The sequence below is a fragment of the Kitasatospora sp. NPDC056731 genome (assembly GCF_040687675.1).
Classification (GTDB): domain Bacteria; phylum Actinomycetota; class Actinomycetes; order Streptomycetales; family Streptomycetaceae; genus Kitasatospora.
In genome coordinates this window covers 468,506-484,708 of sequence record NZ_JBFBNR010000001.1, presented here as the reverse complement: position 1 = coordinate 484,708, position 16,203 = coordinate 468,506, and the positions used below count along the sequence as shown (strand labels likewise).

General features: G+C 74.3%; 11 protein-coding genes. 4 read left to right on the top strand and 7 right to left on the bottom strand.

Annotated elements, in window-relative coordinates; all coding sequences use genetic code 11:
* Positions 1 to 47: 47 nt before the first annotated feature.
* Positions 48 to 1,736: an apolipoprotein N-acyltransferase gene (gene lnt, locus AB0R04_RS02075; protein ID WP_363367251.1), complete on the top strand. Its 1,689-nt coding sequence runs from the start codon at positions 48 to 50 to the stop codon at positions 1,734 to 1,736.
* Positions 1,737 to 1,838: 102 nt separating this feature from the next.
* On the opposite strand, the gene AB0R04_RS02070 is transcribed toward lnt, so the two are convergent.
* From AB0R04_RS02070 to gdhA, 4 genes are all read right to left on the bottom strand, one after another.
* Complete coding sequence (locus AB0R04_RS02070) at positions 1,839 to 2,603, bottom strand: VOC family protein (protein WP_363367249.1); 765 nt, start codon at positions 2,601 to 2,603, stop codon at positions 1,839 to 1,841.
* A gap of 76 nt (positions 2,604 to 2,679) precedes the next feature.
* On the bottom strand, positions 2,680 to 3,588 hold the full coding sequence (locus AB0R04_RS02065) for an NADP-dependent oxidoreductase (protein ID WP_363367247.1): 909 nt from the start codon (positions 3,586 to 3,588) through the stop codon (positions 2,680 to 2,682).
* Between the two features lie 239 nt (positions 3,589 to 3,827).
* Entirely contained in the window at positions 3,828 to 4,697 is an 870-nt protein-coding gene (locus tag AB0R04_RS02060; protein ID WP_363367245.1) for an AraC family transcriptional regulator, read from the bottom strand.
* A 202-nt stretch (positions 4,698 to 4,899) separates the two neighbouring features.
* Positions 4,900 to 6,288 (bottom strand): NADP-specific glutamate dehydrogenase, encoded by a 1,389-nt coding sequence (gdhA, locus tag AB0R04_RS02055; RefSeq protein WP_363367244.1) that lies wholly within the window; start codon positions 6,286 to 6,288, stop codon positions 4,900 to 4,902.
* 348 nt (positions 6,289 to 6,636) lie between these two features.
* Between gdhA and ribA the strand changes: the two genes are divergently transcribed.
* Entirely contained in the window at positions 6,637 to 7,266 is a 630-nt protein-coding gene (gene ribA / locus AB0R04_RS02050; RefSeq protein WP_063350064.1) for a GTP cyclohydrolase II, read from the top strand.
* A gap of 125 nt (positions 7,267 to 7,391) precedes the next feature.
* Here the strand turns inward: ribA and AB0R04_RS02045 are convergent, their stop codons facing one another.
* The 3 genes from AB0R04_RS02045 to AB0R04_RS02035 all read right to left on the bottom strand — a co-directional run bounded on the left by AB0R04_RS02045 (position 7,392) and on the right by AB0R04_RS02035 (position 14,123).
* The gene (locus tag AB0R04_RS02045) at positions 7,392 to 10,808 is read right to left on the bottom strand and encodes a hypothetical protein (protein WP_363367242.1); all 3,417 of its coding nucleotides are present in this window, start codon (positions 10,806 to 10,808) and stop codon (positions 7,392 to 7,394) included.
* Positions 10,809 to 11,041: 233 nt separating this feature from the next.
* Positions 11,042 to 13,156 (bottom strand): EAL domain-containing protein, encoded by a 2,115-nt coding sequence (locus AB0R04_RS02040; protein WP_363367240.1) that lies wholly within the window; start codon positions 13,154 to 13,156, stop codon positions 11,042 to 11,044.
* Between the two features lie 160 nt (positions 13,157 to 13,316).
* Positions 13,317 to 14,123: an SAM-dependent methyltransferase gene (locus AB0R04_RS02035; protein ID WP_363367238.1), complete on the bottom strand. Its 807-nt coding sequence runs from the start codon at positions 14,121 to 14,123 to the stop codon at positions 13,317 to 13,319.
* 304 nt (positions 14,124 to 14,427) lie between these two features.
* On the opposite strand from AB0R04_RS02035, the gene AB0R04_RS02030 reads away from it, so the two are divergent.
* Both AB0R04_RS02030 and AB0R04_RS02025 read left to right on the top strand, forming a co-directional pair.
* Entirely contained in the window at positions 14,428 to 14,892 is a 465-nt protein-coding gene (locus AB0R04_RS02030) for an SRPBCC family protein (protein ID WP_063351550.1), read from the top strand.
* Positions 14,893 to 14,965: 73 nt separating this feature from the next.
* A complete protein-coding gene (locus tag AB0R04_RS02025; RefSeq protein WP_363367236.1) occupies positions 14,966 to 16,111 on the top strand; it encodes an aminotransferase class I/II-fold pyridoxal phosphate-dependent enzyme in 1,146 nt (381 codons plus the stop codon).
* Positions 16,112 to 16,203 lie beyond the last annotated feature (92 nt).

Below are 16,203 nucleotides of genomic sequence, written 5' to 3'. Positions count from 1 at the left end.
GACAGGGACACTGGTGGCGCAGTCCGTCCGAGCGGACAATACGGGGCATGCCCCGCCGCCTCGCCCTCACCAGCCCCGCCCGGCGCACGCCGCACCGAGAGCACTCCGAGCGCCGCGAGCACCCTGAGCACTCCTCGCATCCCGAGCACTCCTCGTATCCCGGGCACCCCCGGCGCCCCGAGCCTCCCGGGCACTCCGAACACGGCGGGCAGCCCGGACACGGCGGGCACCCGCAGGCGCGCCCGCACCGCTACCGCGCGCGGTTCGGCGCCCTGGCGGCCGGGGCGGTACCGGTGCTCGCCTTCCCGGCGCCGGGGCAGGCCTGGCTGGCGTGGGTCGCGCTCGTCCCCGGGATGCTGCTGATGCAGCGCGCGCCCGGCGGGCGGGAGGCGGCGGTGCGCGGGTGGTGGTTCGGGGCTGGCTTCATCCTGACCGCGATGTACTGGCTGATCCCGTCCATCGGGCCGGGGCTACCAGTGCTCGCCGTGCTGTTCGGGGCGCTCCAGGGCGGCTTCGGGTACGCCATCCACCGGCTGCTGCACCAGCCGCTGACCGGCCGTCGGGCGCTGCTCGCACTGCTCGTCGTCCCGGCGGTCTGGGTGACCACCGAGTACGCGCGCTCCTGGGACGCCCTCGGCGGGCCGTGGGCACTACTCGGCGCCACCCAGTGGCAGCACCCGGCGATCCTCGGGCTCGCCTCGACCGGCGGAATCTGGCTGGTCAGCGCGGCCGTCGCGGCCGCCAACACCGGGGTGCTGATCGTCCTGACCGCCGTGCACCGGCGGCCGCGCGCCCTCGCGGCGCTGACCACCGTCCTGGTCCTGGCCGCCGGCCCGCTGCTGTTCGCCCTGCGCGACGCCCCCGCCCCGGCCGGGGCGGTCACCGTCGCGCTGGTCCAGCCCGGCATCGTGGACGACCCGCAGGCCCGGTTCGAGGCCAGCGCCCAGGCCACCGCCGCGCTCGGCGGGCAGCCGGTGGACCTGGTCGTCTGGGGCGAGAGCAGCACCACCGCCGACCTCGACCGCGACCCGGCCGCGCTCGACCGGCTGCGCCAACTCTCCACCGCCACCGGGGCGCAGATCATCGCCGGGGAGGACGCCCGCAAGGCGGACGGGCGGATCTCCAAGGACGCGGTGCTGGTCTCCCCCGCGGGCGTGCTGGACCGCTACCGCAAGATCCGGCTGGTGCCCTTCGGCGAATACATCCCGCTGCGGCCGGTGCTCGGCTGGATCGCCGGCGTCAGCCGGGCGGCCGGCGAGAACCGGGTGTCCGGCACCGCCTTCCACGTCCTGCCCGCCACCGACCGGGCGGGCGGACCGCTGCCGGTCGGCGCGCTGATCTGCTTCGAGTCGGCCTTCCCCGACCTGGCCCGCACCGCCGCGCGGGACGGCGCCCGGGTGCTGGTCTACCAGTCCTCCACCTCGACCTTCCAGCACACCTGGGCACCCGAACAGCACGTCTCGCTGGCGGCGATCCGGGCCGCCGAGACCGGCCGGCCGGCCGTGCAGGCCTCGCTGACCGGGGTGTCGGCGGCCTTCGACGCGCAGGGCCGCGAGCTCGCCCGGCTCGGTACCGACGGCACCGGCGCGCTGACCGTCCGACTGCCGCTCACCGAGCCCGGGGCGCTGACCTGGTACGACCGGATCGGCGACGTGGTGCCGATCGGCGCGCTGCTCGTCACCGCGGGCGCGACGGCGGCGGCGTGGCGCTCCAGCCGCAGCCGGCGCCCGGCGTGAGGGCGGAGACTGCGCCCGACGGGAGGACGTCGGGGTCCTCGGCAGGGACGTGGGCAGCGGCGTCGGCAGGGACGCGGGCGGGGGCGCGGCCTCCCGGGGGGGTCAGCCCTCGGTGCCGGCCAGGTAGACGCCGAACGACGCGCCCTGCGGGTCGCGCAGCACGGCGATCCGGGGGCCGTCCGGCACGTCGGTGGCCCCCATCAGCACGTCCGCGCCGAGGCCGCTCGCCCGGGCGACGGTGTTGTCGACGTCCGCGACCGAGAAGTACGGCAGCCAGTGCGGCGGCACCTGCGGCGGGAAGCGGTCGTCCATCACCAGCATGCCGCCGAAGTCGGCGCCGTCCAGGCCCCACTGGGTGTACTGCTCGGACGGGCTGACGGACCAGCCGAAGACCGCCGGGTAGAAGGCGGTCGCACCGGCCGGGTCGCGGGTGAGCAGTTCCACCCAGCCGAGCGAGCCCGGCTCGTTGAACACCTCGGCGCCCGCGAACGCACGGGCCTGCCAAAGCAGGAAGACCGCGCCGGAGCTGTCCCCGACCACCGCGAAGCGGCCAAGGTCGGACACGTCGGTGGGCTCCTTCAGGACCTTGCCGCCGGCGTCCTCGACCTTCGCGACGGTGGCGTCGGTGTCGGTGACCGCGAAGCAGGTCGACCAGGCGATGGGCTGCTGCGGCGCGAACCGCGGGCTGACGGCGGCCGCCGTGGCGTCGCCGAGGAACATCTGGGTGTAGCCGCTGGCCTCGGGGCGCACATCGGCCTCGGCCCGCCAGCCGAACAACTCGCCGTAGAAGGTGCTGGCGGCGGCCGGGTCGGAGGTGCCCAGCTCGACCCAGCAGGGGCCGCCGATGGTCACGGAGTTCTGCTTCATGGCTTCTTCTCTCGACTTCTTCTCTCGGTTCTCGATCTCTCGGTCTTTGTTGACTGATCGTCACTCTTGCCTTGTGTCACGCGACTTCGAGCACCACCTTGCCGCGGGCATGGCCGGATTCGACGAAGGCGATCGCCTCGGCGGCCCGGGCCAGCGGGTAGCGGCCGGTGATGTTCGGGTCCAGCTCACCGGCGGCGACCAGGGCCGCCAGCGCGGACAGGGTCTCGGACGTCGTCGAGCGGGTGATGTAGCGGCCGCCGAGTTCGGCCACGGTGGCCGGGTCGGCGGTGCTGACCAGCTCCGTACGGTCCTTGCGCACGGGGACGGCGGCCCGCAGGGCGTCGCCCCCGACCAGATCGAGGATGCCGTCGACGCCGTCGGGCGCCGCGGCCGCGATCCGTTCGGCGACGCCGTCACCGTAGCGGACCGGCACCGCGCCGAGGGACTCCACGTACCCACGGTTGGCGTCGCTCGCGGTGCCGAGGACGATCAGGCCGCGACTGCGGGCGATCTGGGCGGCCGCGCTGCCGACACCGCCGGCGATGCCGAGGATCAGCAGCGTCCGGCCGGCGCCGAGGCCGAGGTCACGGACGGCGTCATCCGCGGTGGCCGCCGACACGGGCAGGACGGCCGCCTGGTCGAAGCCGACGCCCTCGGGCTTGAGCGCGCTCAACTCGGCGCGCATAAGCGTCTGTTCGGCGTAGGCACCGGCGGCCGCGAGGCCGAACACCTCATCGCCCGGGGTGAATCCGGTGACCCCGGGGCCGACTTGCAGGACCACGCCCGAGGCCTCCTGGCCCATGACGGCGGGGAGTTCGCGCTCCCGGCCGAGCAGGCCCGTGCGGATCTTCCAGTCCACCGGGTTCACCCCGGCCGCGCCGACCGCGATCGCCAGCTGCCCGGGGCCGGGCTCCAGCACCGGGCGGTCCAGGAACTCCTGTGTCTCCGGCCCGCCGTAGTCGACGAAGCCGAATGCCTTGGCCATCGGTGATCCCACTCCTCGGGTAGCGGTTGCGATCCCCCGTCCTCCCCCGCCCCAGCATGCGGGCGGGGGAGGACGGGTGCGGGCGCTGCTGGGCCGAACGGGGGCGGGCGGGGCGGCGGGCGGCGGCAGTGACCGCGGTGGGCGAACAAAAAACAGATGACAGATAACAGATTTCGAAATCTGTTATCTGTCATCTGTTAGTTGTCGGCTGTCACCTGTTGGCTGTCAGCGGCCGTCCATCAGCGCAGCGCCCGCGCCACCGGAATCCACAGCTGGGCCTCCGCCTGGCCGTCCGACAGGAACCGGGTGCGCAGGATCTCCGGCCCCGGCCGGAACTCGTACGGGTTGGACGGGAACCACTGCGTGAAGACGTCCCGCCACATCTCCTGGAGGGCCTTCGGGAAGGTCCCGGTGTTGGAGAAGGCCGCCCAGGTGCCCGCCGGCACCTCCCGAACGTCCAGGCCGTCCGGGACGACGGTGCCCGCGTCCGCCACCACCGCGTGGTAGTAGTCGAGTTCGACACCCTCTTCGCGGCTCTCCGAGAAGAACTCGGTGACCGAGAGGATGCCTTCCGGCTCACGGCCCGAGAGCGCCGAGATCCGGTCGACGGTCTCCTGGCCGAGCCCCTTGATGAACGAGGCGATGGCCGGGTTCACGCCCTCGTGCACCAGCGGGACCCGCGCCCGCCGACCGATGATCCGGAAGTCCGGCTGCTCGATGATCCGGTATTCCATACTGCTGCTTCCCTCCACGACGAGTCGGAAGGACATCCGGGGCTGGGACTTGAGCACCGCGCCCTCGCGCCGGGCCTCACCGGGCCCGACCCCGTGCATCGCCCGGAACGCCCGGGCGAACGCCTCCCCCGAGGTGTAGCCGTACCGGATCGCGACCTCCAGCAACGTCCGCTCCCCGCCGAGGACTTCGGCCCCGGCGACGGTCAACCGCCGGCGCCGGACGTAGTCCGACAGCGGCATCCCGGAGAGCATCGAGAACAACCGTCGGAAGTGGTACTCCGACGTCATCGCGATCCGGGCCAGCTCGGCGACCTCGACCTCCTGGTCCAGGTTCCGTTCGATGTGCTCCATCGCCCGGTTCAGGTGTTCCAGCACTCCGACCCCGTCCTTCCCTTACTGATCACCACCGTAGGAAGGACCCACCCTGCCGCACCCGACAATCGGTGCCCGCTCCGGTCGGGTACCGATCGCCGGGTGACGGCGAGTCGCGCCGTCGGCGCCAAGCGAAGGACCGCGGGCGCCAGGCGGAGGGGCGCCGGGCGGAGGGGCGCCGGCGCCGGGCGAAGGGCGGCAGGGCTCAGATCAGGCCCTGGGCCAGCATCGCGTCCCCGACCAGCTCGAAGCCGGCGATGTTCGCGCCCACCACGTAGTCGCCCGGGTGTCCGTAGCGCTCGGCGGTGGTGAAGCAGGAGTCGTGGATGTGCTTCATGATCCCGGCCAGCCGCTCCTCGGTGCGGGCGAAGGTCCAGGAGTCGCGCGAGGCGTTCTGCTGCATCTCCAGGGCGCTGGTGGCCACGCCGCCCGCGTTCGCCGCCTTGCCCGGGCCGAAGGCCACCCCGGCTTCCTGGAACACCCGGACCGCCTCCGGGGTGGTGGGCATGTTGGCCCCCTCGGCGACCGCCAGCACCCCGCCCCGCACCAGGGCCAGCGCGTCCGTCTCGGTCAGCTCGTTCTGGGTGGCGCAGGGCAGCGCGACGTCGCAGGGCACGCTCCACACGCCAGGGCCCTCGACGAACCGGACGTGGCTGCCGCGCAGTTCGGCGTAGTCGGCGACCCGGCCGCGCCGGACCTCCTTGACCTCCTTGAGGAGCGCGAGGTCGATGCCCTTCTCGTCCACCACGTAGCCGGTGGAGTCGGAGCAGGTGAGCACGGTCGCGCCGAGCTGCTGTGCCTTCTCGATCGCGTAGATGGCGACGTTGCCGGAGCCGGAGACGACGACCCGGCGCCCGTCCAGGCTCTCGCCGCGGCTGCGCAGCATCTCGGCGGTGAACAGCACGCAGCCGTAGCCGGTCGCCTCGGTCCTGGCCTGCGCGCCGCCCCAGCCGAGGCCCTTGCCGGTGAGCACGCCGGTCTCGTAGCGGTTGGTGATCCGCTTGTACTGGCCGAACAGGTAGCCGATCTCCCGGCCGCCGACGCCGATGTCCCCGGCGGGGACATCGGTGTGCTCGCCGAGGTGGCGGTACAGCTCGGTCATGAAGGACTGGCAGAACCGCATGACCTCTGCGTCCGAGCGGCCCTTGGGGTCGAAGTCGGAGCCGCCCTTGCCGCCGCCGATCGACAGCCCGGTGAGCGCGTTCTTGAAGATCTGCTCGAAGCCGAGGAACTTGACGATGCCGAGGTTCACCGAGGGGTGGAAGCGCAGCCCGCCCTTGTACGGGCCGAGGACGCTGCTGAACTCCACCCGGAAGCCGCGGTTCACGTGGATGTCGCCGGAGTCGTCCGTCCACGGCACCCGGAACATGAGCTGCCGCTCGGGCTCGCAGATCCGCTCGATGATCCGGGCGTCGACGAACTCGGGGCGGCGGGCGAGCACCGGCCCGAGGGTCTCCAGGACCTCGCGGACCGCCTGGTGGAACTCCGTCTCACCCCTGTTCCGGCGGACCACGTCCGCGTAGAGCGCCTCGATCACGCGCTGCTCGGCGTCGAAGGAGGTCGGGGAGGTGGCGGCGGGAGGGGTTGTGGGCATCTGATCAGGACCTTCCGTGGTCGTCGGTGCTCGTGCGCGAGGCATTCCCGTGCCCAGGAAACGGGGAAATCCTCGCAGTGTCCACGGTCCGGCTCCCGACGCATCCACATGCTGAAACCCCCACGCCTCGCGGACCGTACGATCCACCAGCGCCCTCGCGTCCGCACGGAGCCCGGCTGAACCACAGTCCGTAGTCGAACCGGGCACGGACAGTATTTAGTTGTTCAAATTGGAACTACCGAGTACGGTCATCGACATCCGATCCACCCCGGGCCGGCCGGCCCGCCCCTCTCGACCCATCGGTTCGTCGGTTCGCCGACCCATCTCCTCATCGACGGAGGCCCACCCATGCCGCAGCCCGGCCCCGCCACGGTGCGCTCGCGTGTGCGCATCCCGCTGACCTTCCACGACGGCTACCGCGCCGAGGCGGAGGCCTTCACCTTCCACGACCTCGCCGACGGCGCGGAGCACCTGGCGCTCGCGTTCGGCGAGGTGCCGGAGGGCGGGACGCCGCTGGTGCGCCTGCACTCGGAGTGCCTGACCGGCGACGTCTTCGGCTCGGACCGCTGCGACTGCGGCCCGCAGCTGCGCGAGTCGGTCGAGCGGATCGCCGAGGCCGGCGGCTACCTGCTGTACCTGCGACAGGAGGGCCGGGGCATCGGGCTCTACAACAAGCTGGAGGCCTACTCCTTGCAGGACTCCGGATTGGACACGTACGACGCCAACACGGCGCTCGGCCTGCCCGAGGACGGCCGGGACTACACCGCCGCCGCCCAGATGCTCGCCACCCTCGGCGCCACCGGCATCGACCTGCTGAGCAACAACCCGGACAAGGCACAGCAGTTGGCCGACCTCGGGATCACGGTGCGGCGGCGGGTGCCGACCGGCGTGCACCTGTCCGCGAGCAACGTGCGCTACCTGCGGGCGAAGGTGGAGCGGACCGGGCACTCGATCGAACTGTCCCGGCTGGTCGGCTGAGCCGGATGGCGGCTGGATCGCCGGCGGCGGGCGGCTGACAACTGACAGATAACAGCCAACAGATAACAGATAACAGATTTCAAAATCTGAAAGCTGAACTCTGTCATCTGTCAGCCGTTCGCCCGTCAACCGCCCGCCCCCGTACCCGCCCCCCGCGCCCGGGCCGTGCGCAGCACCCCGTACGCCGCGAGCGGGAGCGCGACCAGCAACGCGGCCCAGAACGCGCCGTGCCCCCAGAACTCCGCGACGGCCGTGAACTGCCCCTGGAGCACCGGGATCCGCAGCGCCTCGACCGGGCCGAGCGGTCCGGGCCAGGCACCGAGCACCAGCGTGACGGGGATCCAGCAGCCGAGGAGCGCCCGGGCGGTGACCGACGTCCCCAGGGTGCTCGCGAGGGAGACGACGGCCAGCAGGACGACGAACCCGGACTGGTAGGCCGCACCGGTCTGGCCGGTCCCCCAGGAGGCCGGCGTCGGGTGGTGCCCGGTGGCCGCCAGCCGCACCTCGACCGCCGCCCACAGCAGCAGGGCGAGCACACAGGTGCTCCCGAGCGCGAACAGCGCGCGGTCGCGGGCGCCCACGGGGCCCGTCCGCCACTGCTTGCCGTCCCACCGTGCCGCCGCGCCCCGCCCGGCGAGCCGCCGCCAGGCCTCCCGCACCTGCCGCCGGGCCTCGTGCGCGGGCTTCAGCAGCCGGTTCGCCGCGCGCTCGATCAGCACGAACGACGCCACGATCGCCGCCACCGCCGCGAGGCCGGCCCAACTGCCCATCCCGCCCTCGAACAGCACCACCCGCTCGGCCACCGGTTTCGGCATCTCCAGGCCCGTCATCGGCGGTCCGAGCCGCAGGTAGCCGATGGTGAAGGCCCCGACGCCGGTCAGGGCCGCCGTGCCGAGGCCGACCCGGGCGGGGAAGAAGGCGAGGACGGCGGCGGCGACCAGCGCCGCTCCCAGTTGGCCGACCACCTGCTGGGCCGCGTGCTCGCCGGCCTTCTTCAACGGCCCGCCGAAGGCGCCGTCGGGCGAGATCTTGAGCTGGACCCCGGCCTCGACGGGGTAGCGGAACACCGCCCCCGCCCACAGCAGCAACCCGAGGGCGAGGAACAGCAGCAGCACGGCGCCCGCCCGACGCGGCAGACCGGTCCGGGCGTGCGGCCACCACTCCCGCAGCCGGGCCGGCCAGTCCACCGGCGTCCGTTCACGCCCGCCCTGCCACAGCCGCCCCAGCCACCGGTCCCGGGCGGCCCGGTTCTCCCGGCCTTCCCCGCCCTCCCGGCCCTCCGCGCCGTCGGGCCGCTCGCCCCGGCCCCGGCCGCGTGGGCGCAGCGTCTCGGCGGCGACCAGGGCCGCGCGCCCGGCGTCGTCCCCCGGGTCGGCGCCCACCGCCCGCCGCCGCAGCGCCGACCAGCGGCGCCGGACCGCCTCCGGCGCGGCGGTCGGGTCCGGCGCGGGCCGGCGCACTGCGGCACGTACGGCCGTGCGGAGCCCGGAGCCGGCGGCCAGGGCCGCGTCCACCACCACCGCCGCGACCAGGGCGGCGAGCTCCGCCACCCGTTCGGGCAGCGGCAGCCGGTGCAGGGCGGTGGGCAGCGGCGAGAGCCGGCCGAGCAGCCGGTCGCATTCCTCGGGGCGCACGCTCAGCCACACCACCAACCGGTGCGCCTCCTCGCGCTCCTGCGGGCTGAGCCCGTCACCGCCCCGCCGACCGCCGCCGACGGTGCGGGCGGCACGGTCCACTTCGGCCAGGACGTCCGGGAGTTGGGCCAGGGCGAGCAGTCGGGAGCAGTGCTCGCCGGAGCACTCGGAATGGAAGCAGTCGTAGCGGGCGGCGACGGCCGGGGCGCCGACCCGGACCAGTGCGTCGATGAACGCGGCGCCGTCCGGTTCGGTGGCGACGCGCTCCAGCCCGGGGGTGTCGATCGGGCGGTCGAGGTAGTAGGGGGTGGCGGAGGGGGCGAAGGCGGCGCCGAAGGCGAGCACCGCGAGGGCGGCCACGGCATCGCGGCGGGAGCCGGGCGCCCGGGCGACGTCGGTCAGGTGGTGCAGGTCGAAGACGTTGTCCTGGACGTCGTCGCGCAACCAGTCGCGCAGCCGCTCCGCTCCCCCGGCGGAGAGCCAGCGGGCCGCGTCGCCGGAGCGCCGGAGCAGGACCTCGGCGAGCTTGGCCGGGTCGGTGAAGGGGGATCCGAAGAAGGTGATCGGCCGGTGGGTGCGGCCGGTGTCGGCCCGGGTCTGTCGCCGGACCACCGCGGGGCTGCCGCCGGCCAGCCAGCTGCGGACCTGCGGGGCGGTCCAGCGGTCCTCCGGATTCTTGGTGAACAGCCCTTGGAGGAGCAGCAGTTGGCGGGGGTCGGCGAGGGCCGAGAGGTCGACCTCGTCACCCAGGACCAGTTCCAGTTGCAGTACCTCGTCGCTGATCAGCAGGCCGTCCGCGCCGAGGAAGCGAGGTCGGCCGGTGAACAGCTCGTACAGGACGTTGCCGAGCGCCCACCAGGGCCCGGCCTCGTGGTTGCGGCCGGCCAGGAGCTCGGGGGCCATGTACGGGATGGTGACGATCGTCTCGGGCGTGAAGCGGCGGCTGGCGGTGAGCCGGGCGACGCCGCCGAAGTCGGCTATCACGAACTCCCCGGGCTCGCGGCCGGGGCGGACCAGGACGTTGGCCGGCTTGAAGTCCAGCGGGTTGCGCTCGATCCGCCGTTGCCAGAAGTCGAGCAGGGCGACGAGCTCGTAGACGATCCGCTCGGCCTCCCGCCGGTCGGTGTGCCGGCCTCGCTTGCGCAGTTCGGCGAAGTGGTCGGCGAGGGTGACCGGCAGGTACTCCATGGCCACCCAGTCGAGTTCGGCGCCGTGGTGGCCGACCCGGCCGAAGTCGACGATGTGCGGGACGTGGCGGCGGTAGTCGTCGTTGCGCAGGTAGCCGAGCAGGTCGGCGTCCATGGCGTGGCCGGCGGTCGTCACCTTCACCGCGGCCTCGCCGCCGCCGTCGGTGCGCCGGACGTGCCAGACGGTGCCCTCGGTGCCGGAGCCGGCCACTCCGAGCGGGGCGAAGCGGCCGCGCAGGGCGTCGGGGAAGGCGCCCGCGAACCGTCCGCCGGCGGGCCCCGCACTCTCCGACGCCCCGCCCTCCGGTATCCCATCCCCTGACACCCCACCCATGGGGCCCTCGCCGCTCCGACTGGGCCCGGGGCCGACGTTGTCGGCCCAGCCGGGGGCGGCGGCACGCCCGGTGCCCACGCGCCGCTGGACCTTGGTCGGGGCTTCCGGGTCGACCCGCTCCGGCGCGGCCCGCTGGACCCTGGTCGGCGCCTCCGGGTCGAAGCGGGCCCCGCCGTCCGGCTCCCGCCCGGTCGCGGCATCGGGGTCCATCCGGGTGCGCGGGACGGCGCCGAGCCGGGACGGCCGGTCCGGTACGACACCGAGGCGCCGCCCCCACGGCCGCCGGTCCACCCTGGTCGAGGGCTCGGGCCGGGGCCCGGGGCCGCTCTCCGGCCAGGGGCCTCGTCGGTCGTCGTCGGCCGGGCCGGCGTCCTCCGGTGTGGCCATGGCGGCGCTCTCCTCCCCGCTTCCCGGGGCCGGCGCGGGGCCGTAGCCACGCACCACACGGCCCCGGGTGGTGATTTTGACGCGCCATCATCCCGCATGGTGGGCCGTGGTGTTGGCCGATTTTCCGGAACGCGACCGAGCGGTTGCACGACCGCCGCCGAACGCCACCGCGGGCCTTCCCCACCTGCTCGGCCCCTGCCCCCTGACGGCCCCGACGCGTCAGCCCCGACGCGTCAGCCCCCGACCGGGCGCCCCCGGGGCTCCTCGGCGATCCGGCGGGCGATCTCGGCCGGCCGCACCGGGCGGCCGAAGTGCCAGCCCTGCGCCCAGTCGCAGCCGATGGTCCGCAGCCGTTCGGCGTCCTTGCGGGTCTCCACGCCCTCGGCGGTGACGGTCAGCCCGAGCGCGTGCGCCATCGACACCAGGCCGCTGACGATCCGCCACCCGGTGGACTCGTCCTTCTCCGGATCGTGCAGGTCGCCGACGAAGGAACCGGCGATCTTCAGCCCGGAGACCGGCAGGTCGCGCAGGTACGCGAGGTTGGACCAGCCGGTGCCGAAGTCGTCCACGGCCAGCGACACGCCGAGGTCCACCAGCCCGTGCAGGGTGCGCAGCGCCTCGTCCTCGGGCCCGACCACGGTCGACTCGGTGATCTCCAGCTGCAGCCGGGCCGGATCGAGGCCGGTCGCATCCAGGATCCGGCCGAGGTCGGTGACGAGCGCCGCACTGCGCGCCTGGCGGACCGCCAGGTTGACGTTCAACTGCGGCGCGGCGTCGCCGAAGCGCTTGACCCAGTCCGCGGCCTGGCCACAGGCCTGCTCCAGCACCCAGCGGCCGAGCGGCATGATCAGCCCGGTCTCCTCGGCGGTGGTCACGAACTCGTCCGGGCCGAGCACGCCGAGCTGCGGGTGGCGCCAGCGCACCAGCGCCTCCACCGCGGCCAGTCGGCCGTCCGCCAGCGCGTACAGCGGCTGGTAGTCGATGAAGAACTCGCCCCGGTCGAGGGCGGCCGGCATCCGCACCGACACCGCGTAACGGCTGACCGCGCGGGCGTTCTCCTTGGGGTCGAACAGTGTCCAGCGGCCGCGGCCGGCCTCCTTGGCCCGGTACAGCGTCAGGTCGGCGGCCCGGACGGCCGCGCCCGGGGTGGTGGTGGACACCCGCCGCTCCAGCACTCCGACGCTCGCGCCCACGGCCAGCTTGTGGTCGCCGATCAGCACCGGCCCGGCCAGCGCCTTGAGCACCGTCTTCGCCGCCGCGACGGCCTCCTGCTCGCCCCGGCAGTTCTCCAGCAGCACCACGAACTCGTCGCCGCCGAGCCGGGCCACCAGGTGGCCGAGCGGGTTGAGCGCGGCCTTCAGCCGGGCCGCCACGGCGGACAGCAGCTCGTCCCCGGTGTCGTGGCCGAGGCTGTCGTTGACCACCTTGAAGCCGTCGAGGTCGACGTAGCAGAGGCCGAACCTGGCGCCCGGATCCGGATCCTCGAACAGCTTCTCCAGCCGCTCGAAGAAGGCCGCCCGGTTCGGCAGGCCGGTCAGCGGGTCGTGGGTGGCCTGGTGGCGCAGCCGCTCCTGGAGCCGGTAGCGGTCGGTGACGTCCTCCAGCATCGCGACCTGGTACTGCGGGACGCCGTCGTCGTCGCGGATCAGCGAGACGGTCAGATGGGTCCAGACCACCTCGCCGTCCTGGCGGTAGTACGGCTTGTCGAACTGGAAGTAGTCCCGCTTGCCGCTGATCAGCTCCTCGTACGCCTCCCACACGCCCGGGGTGTCCTCGGGGTGGACGAGATCGCCGACCCGGCGGCCGGTCATGTCCTCCGGGCTCGCGCCGAACAGCTCCTGGAGCGCCTTGTTGACCGCCAGGATGTTGCCGTCGGTGTCGCCGATGCCGATCCCGATGGCCGCGCTCTCGAACAGCGCCCGGAACCGGGCCTCGGAGTCGCGCAGCGCCCGCTCGGCCTCCTTGCGGGCGGTGTCGGCGGCGGTGCGGATCGCCTCCTGCTCCCGCAGCGTGCGCTCGCGCAGGGCGGCGGCCCAGCCGGCCGCGAAGGCGCCGGTCAGGGCCGGGCCGCGGTCGTCGCCGAGCGGCTGCACCTGGAGCAGTTCCACCGCCCGGGCCAGCACCACCGGGTCGGTGAAGTGCGCGTCGACCAGTTCCGCGCCGGCCTGCTCGGCCAGCCGGGGCTCGAACGGCTCGCCCAGCTGCGCGCGGTGGAGCAGGGCGGCGGTGCGGGCGGTGAGGCGGCCGAGCAGCCCGGGGTCGACGGCCGTGCCGTGGTCGGCGGAGAGCAGTCGCGCCCAGGCCTCGTGGAACCGCTCAGCGCTGCCGGCGACCGGGGCGGCGTTCATGCGTCCGCCCGGGTGCGTGCGGTCACCGCTGCGGGGTGGCCGCCGCAGACGGCGGCGGGCCGGGCGGGGGGCGCGGTGGTCCGCGCGGCGGGCACGGTGGGGTGACCGGCGGCCGCTTCGCGGAGCCCGCGGCCGTCGGTCACTCGCCCGATCCGTCCGCTCAAGGGCGGAACCCCACGCCCGCCACCCCGGTCATCCGCTCGGGGTGCTCGCCGACCGTCTCCGGCTGGTCCGGACGCCACTGCGGCAGGTAGACCACGCCCGGTTCGACCAGCTCGAAGCCGGCGAACATCCCGCTGATCTGCTCGTGGGTGCGCATGGTCAGCGGGGTCGGCGTCCTGCGGTAGAGCTCCTGGTGGTCCTCCGCCTGGTCCGGTCGGCCCTCCAGGGAGGCGTGCGAGAGGACCAGCGCGCTGCCGGGCGGGAGCGCGTCACGGAGCGTGCCGATCAGCTTCCAAGGGTCCTCGTCGTCGGTGACGAAGTGCGCGACGGCGACCAGCAGGACGGCCACCGGCTCGCCCTGCGCCAGCAGGGCGGCCACCTCGGGGCGGGCCAACAGGTCGTGGATGTCGCGCAGGTCGGCCTGGACGACCTCGCTGCCGGGGTCGTCCTCCAGCAGCAGGCGGCTGTGCGCGACGGCGACCGGGTCCCGGTCCACGTAGAGGACCGTCGCCTCGGGGCGGATCGCGCGGGCGATCTCGTGCACCGCGCCGAAGGTCGGGATGCCGGAGCCGATGTCCAGGAAGCGGGTGACGCCGCGCTCGGCCAGGAAGGACACGGCCCGCCGCAGGAAGGCCCGGTTGGAGCGCATGATCTGCGGCAGCTCCGGCCACAGGGCCATCGCCTTGCGCGCCATCTCCCGGTCGACCTCGAAGTTGTGCGAGCCCCCCAGGTAGTAGTCGTAGACCCGCGCGGCGTTCGGTTTGTCCAGGTCCGTGCCCTCCGGTACCCAGCTCGGTCGCCGCATGCCTGTGACTCCTTCACTCCGTTTTCCGGGGATGCAGTGCCTCGCGACAACTGCTGTGACAGACGAGACTACAAGCACACAAGATCCTCCCCTGCACCCCGAACGGCCGCAAGCGGAACACCTCCCTCCTGGCATGCGACGTTTACGGAGCGTTCGCCTCCCGTCTCACCGGCACCGGACCGACCGACGGCCGGGCCGACACAGGGGCCCACGCAGGGGCCTACACAGGGACCCGGTCCGGGCCGACGAGGGAACCCGACCGAAACGGGCCGGCTCCGGACCGGAGCGTCCTAGGGTGGGGCCCGTGGACCCCAACCACTACCGTTTCCGGGGCACGTGGCGACTCGCGGCGCCGGCGCCCGACGTGTACGCGGCACTGGAGGACGTACGGAGTTACCCGCTGTGGTGGCCCGAGGTCCTCGAAGTCCGGCAGACCGGCGAGGAGTCCGGGGACCTCGTGGTGCGCGCGCTGCTGCCGTACCGGCTGGTGATCCGCCTGGAGACCCGACGGCGCGACCCGGCCGCCGGAGTGCTGGAGGCGGCCATGCGGGGCGATCTCACCGGGTGGTCACGGTTCACCGTCACCTCGGACGGGCCGGGCAGCCGCGTGCTCTTCGAGGAGGACACCCGCCCCGGCAAGCCCCTGCTGCGCCGCCTCGCCCTGCCCCTGCACCCGCTGTTCCGGGCCAACCACGCGGTGATGATGCGCCGGGGGCGGCGGGGGCTGGCGGCCCACCTGGGCAGCGGGGGCGGGCCGGCGAAGAGGTGACCACGCGGCCGGTGGCGGCCAGGACCCGTCCGGCTCTAGCGTGGCGGCGCACCCCCGACCACCGGAGGCCGTCATGCCCATCACCGCACCGGACGCGTTCGGCTTCGCGGCCCCCTTCGACCGGACCGGGACGGGCAGCAGCAAGTGGGCCCGCGCGGGGGCGCCCGGGGTGATCGCGATGGGCCTGGCGGACATGGACCTGCCCGGGCCCCCGGCCGTGGCCGCCGCGCTGGAGCGCCGGGCCCGCCACCGCGCGTACGGGTACACGGTGTGCGACCCGGCCGGGCGGGCGCTGGTGGCCCGCTGGTACCGCTCGCGGCACGGCGTCGAGGTGGATCCGGACTGGGTGCTGCTGCTGCCCTGCGGCCCGCGCACCGCCCTGCGCCTGCTGCTGGAGACCGTGCGCCCGCAGGCGCCGGTGCTGTTCCCGACGCCGGAGTGGGGCGGCTTCGCCCAACTGTGCCGGGCGGCCGGCCTCCCGTACCGGGAACTGCCCCTGGCCGTCGGCCCGGACGGCTACCGGCTCCCGGACGGCCCGCTCCCCCACCCGGCCGGAGCCGTCCTGCTGAGCAGCCCGCACAACCCCTCCGCCCGGGTCTGGCCGACCGCCGAACTGCGGTCCCTCGCCGAGCGGGCGGCGGAGGCCGGCGCGCTGCTGGTCTCGGACGAGGTGCACGGCGATCTCACCCACCCCGGGTACGTCCACCCGGTGGCGGTGGCCACCGTCGACGCGGAGCTCCGGCCCCGGGTGGTCACGCTGAACTCGGTCGGCAAGACCTTCAACTGCTCCGGCCTGCCGAGCAGTTTCGCGCTCGTCCCCGATCCGGGCCTGCGCGCCCGGTTCACCGAGGTGCTGGCCGGCTTCGGCCTCTGGGAGGGAGGCCTGCTGGAGCAGACCGTCCAGCGGGCGGCGCTGGCCGAGGGCGGGCCGTGGCTGGACGCGCTGCTCGCCCACCTCGCCGCCGCCCGCGCCCGGCTCACCGGCCGGCTGGGGACCGCCGTCCGCTCCGCGCCGCAGTCCTCCTACCTGCTCTGGCTGGACGCCGCCGCCCTGGGGCTGCCGCCGGACGGGGCCCGCCGGGCGCTGCTGGAGCGCTGCGGCCTGGAGGCCTCGGACGGCGCCGAGTTCGGCCCCGGCGGCCGGGGCGCGCTGCGGCTGAACTACGCCCTGCCGGGCCCGGTGCTGGACGCCGTCCTGGAGCGCCTCGACCGACGGTGACCGAACCGCCGGGGCACCTTTCCCGACGCCCGCGCGCTCCTGCCCACTGCTCCCCGACGCGCCCTCCCGACGCCCTGCCCGACAGCCCCGCG

Coding starts and splice junctions, on each gene's coding strand:
- lnt (WP_363367251.1), top strand. CDS start 48: ATGCCCCGCCGCCTCGCCCTCACCAGCCCCGCCCGGCGCACGCCGCAC.
- AB0R04_RS02070 (WP_363367249.1), bottom strand. CDS start 2,603: ATGAAGCAGAACTCCGTGACCATCGGCGGCCCCTGCTGGGTCGAGCTG.
- AB0R04_RS02065 (WP_363367247.1), bottom strand. CDS start 3,588: ATGGCCAAGGCATTCGGCTTCGTCGACTACGGCGGGCCGGAGACACAG.
- gdhA (WP_363367244.1), bottom strand. CDS start 6,288: ATGCCCACAACCCCTCCCGCCGCCACCTCCCCGACCTCCTTCGACGCC.
- ribA (WP_063350064.1), top strand. CDS start 6,637: ATGCCGCAGCCCGGCCCCGCCACGGTGCGCTCGCGTGTGCGCATCCCG.
- AB0R04_RS02045 (WP_363367242.1), bottom strand. CDS start 10,808: ATGGCCACACCGGAGGACGCCGGCCCGGCCGACGACGACCGACGAGGC.
- AB0R04_RS02040 (WP_363367240.1), bottom strand. CDS start 13,156: ATGAACGCCGCCCCGGTCGCCGGCAGCGCTGAGCGGTTCCACGAGGCC.
- AB0R04_RS02035 (WP_363367238.1), bottom strand. CDS start 14,123: ATGCGGCGACCGAGCTGGGTACCGGAGGGCACGGACCTGGACAAACCG.
- AB0R04_RS02025 (WP_363367236.1), top strand. CDS start 14,966: ATGCCCATCACCGCACCGGACGCGTTCGGCTTCGCGGCCCCCTTCGAC.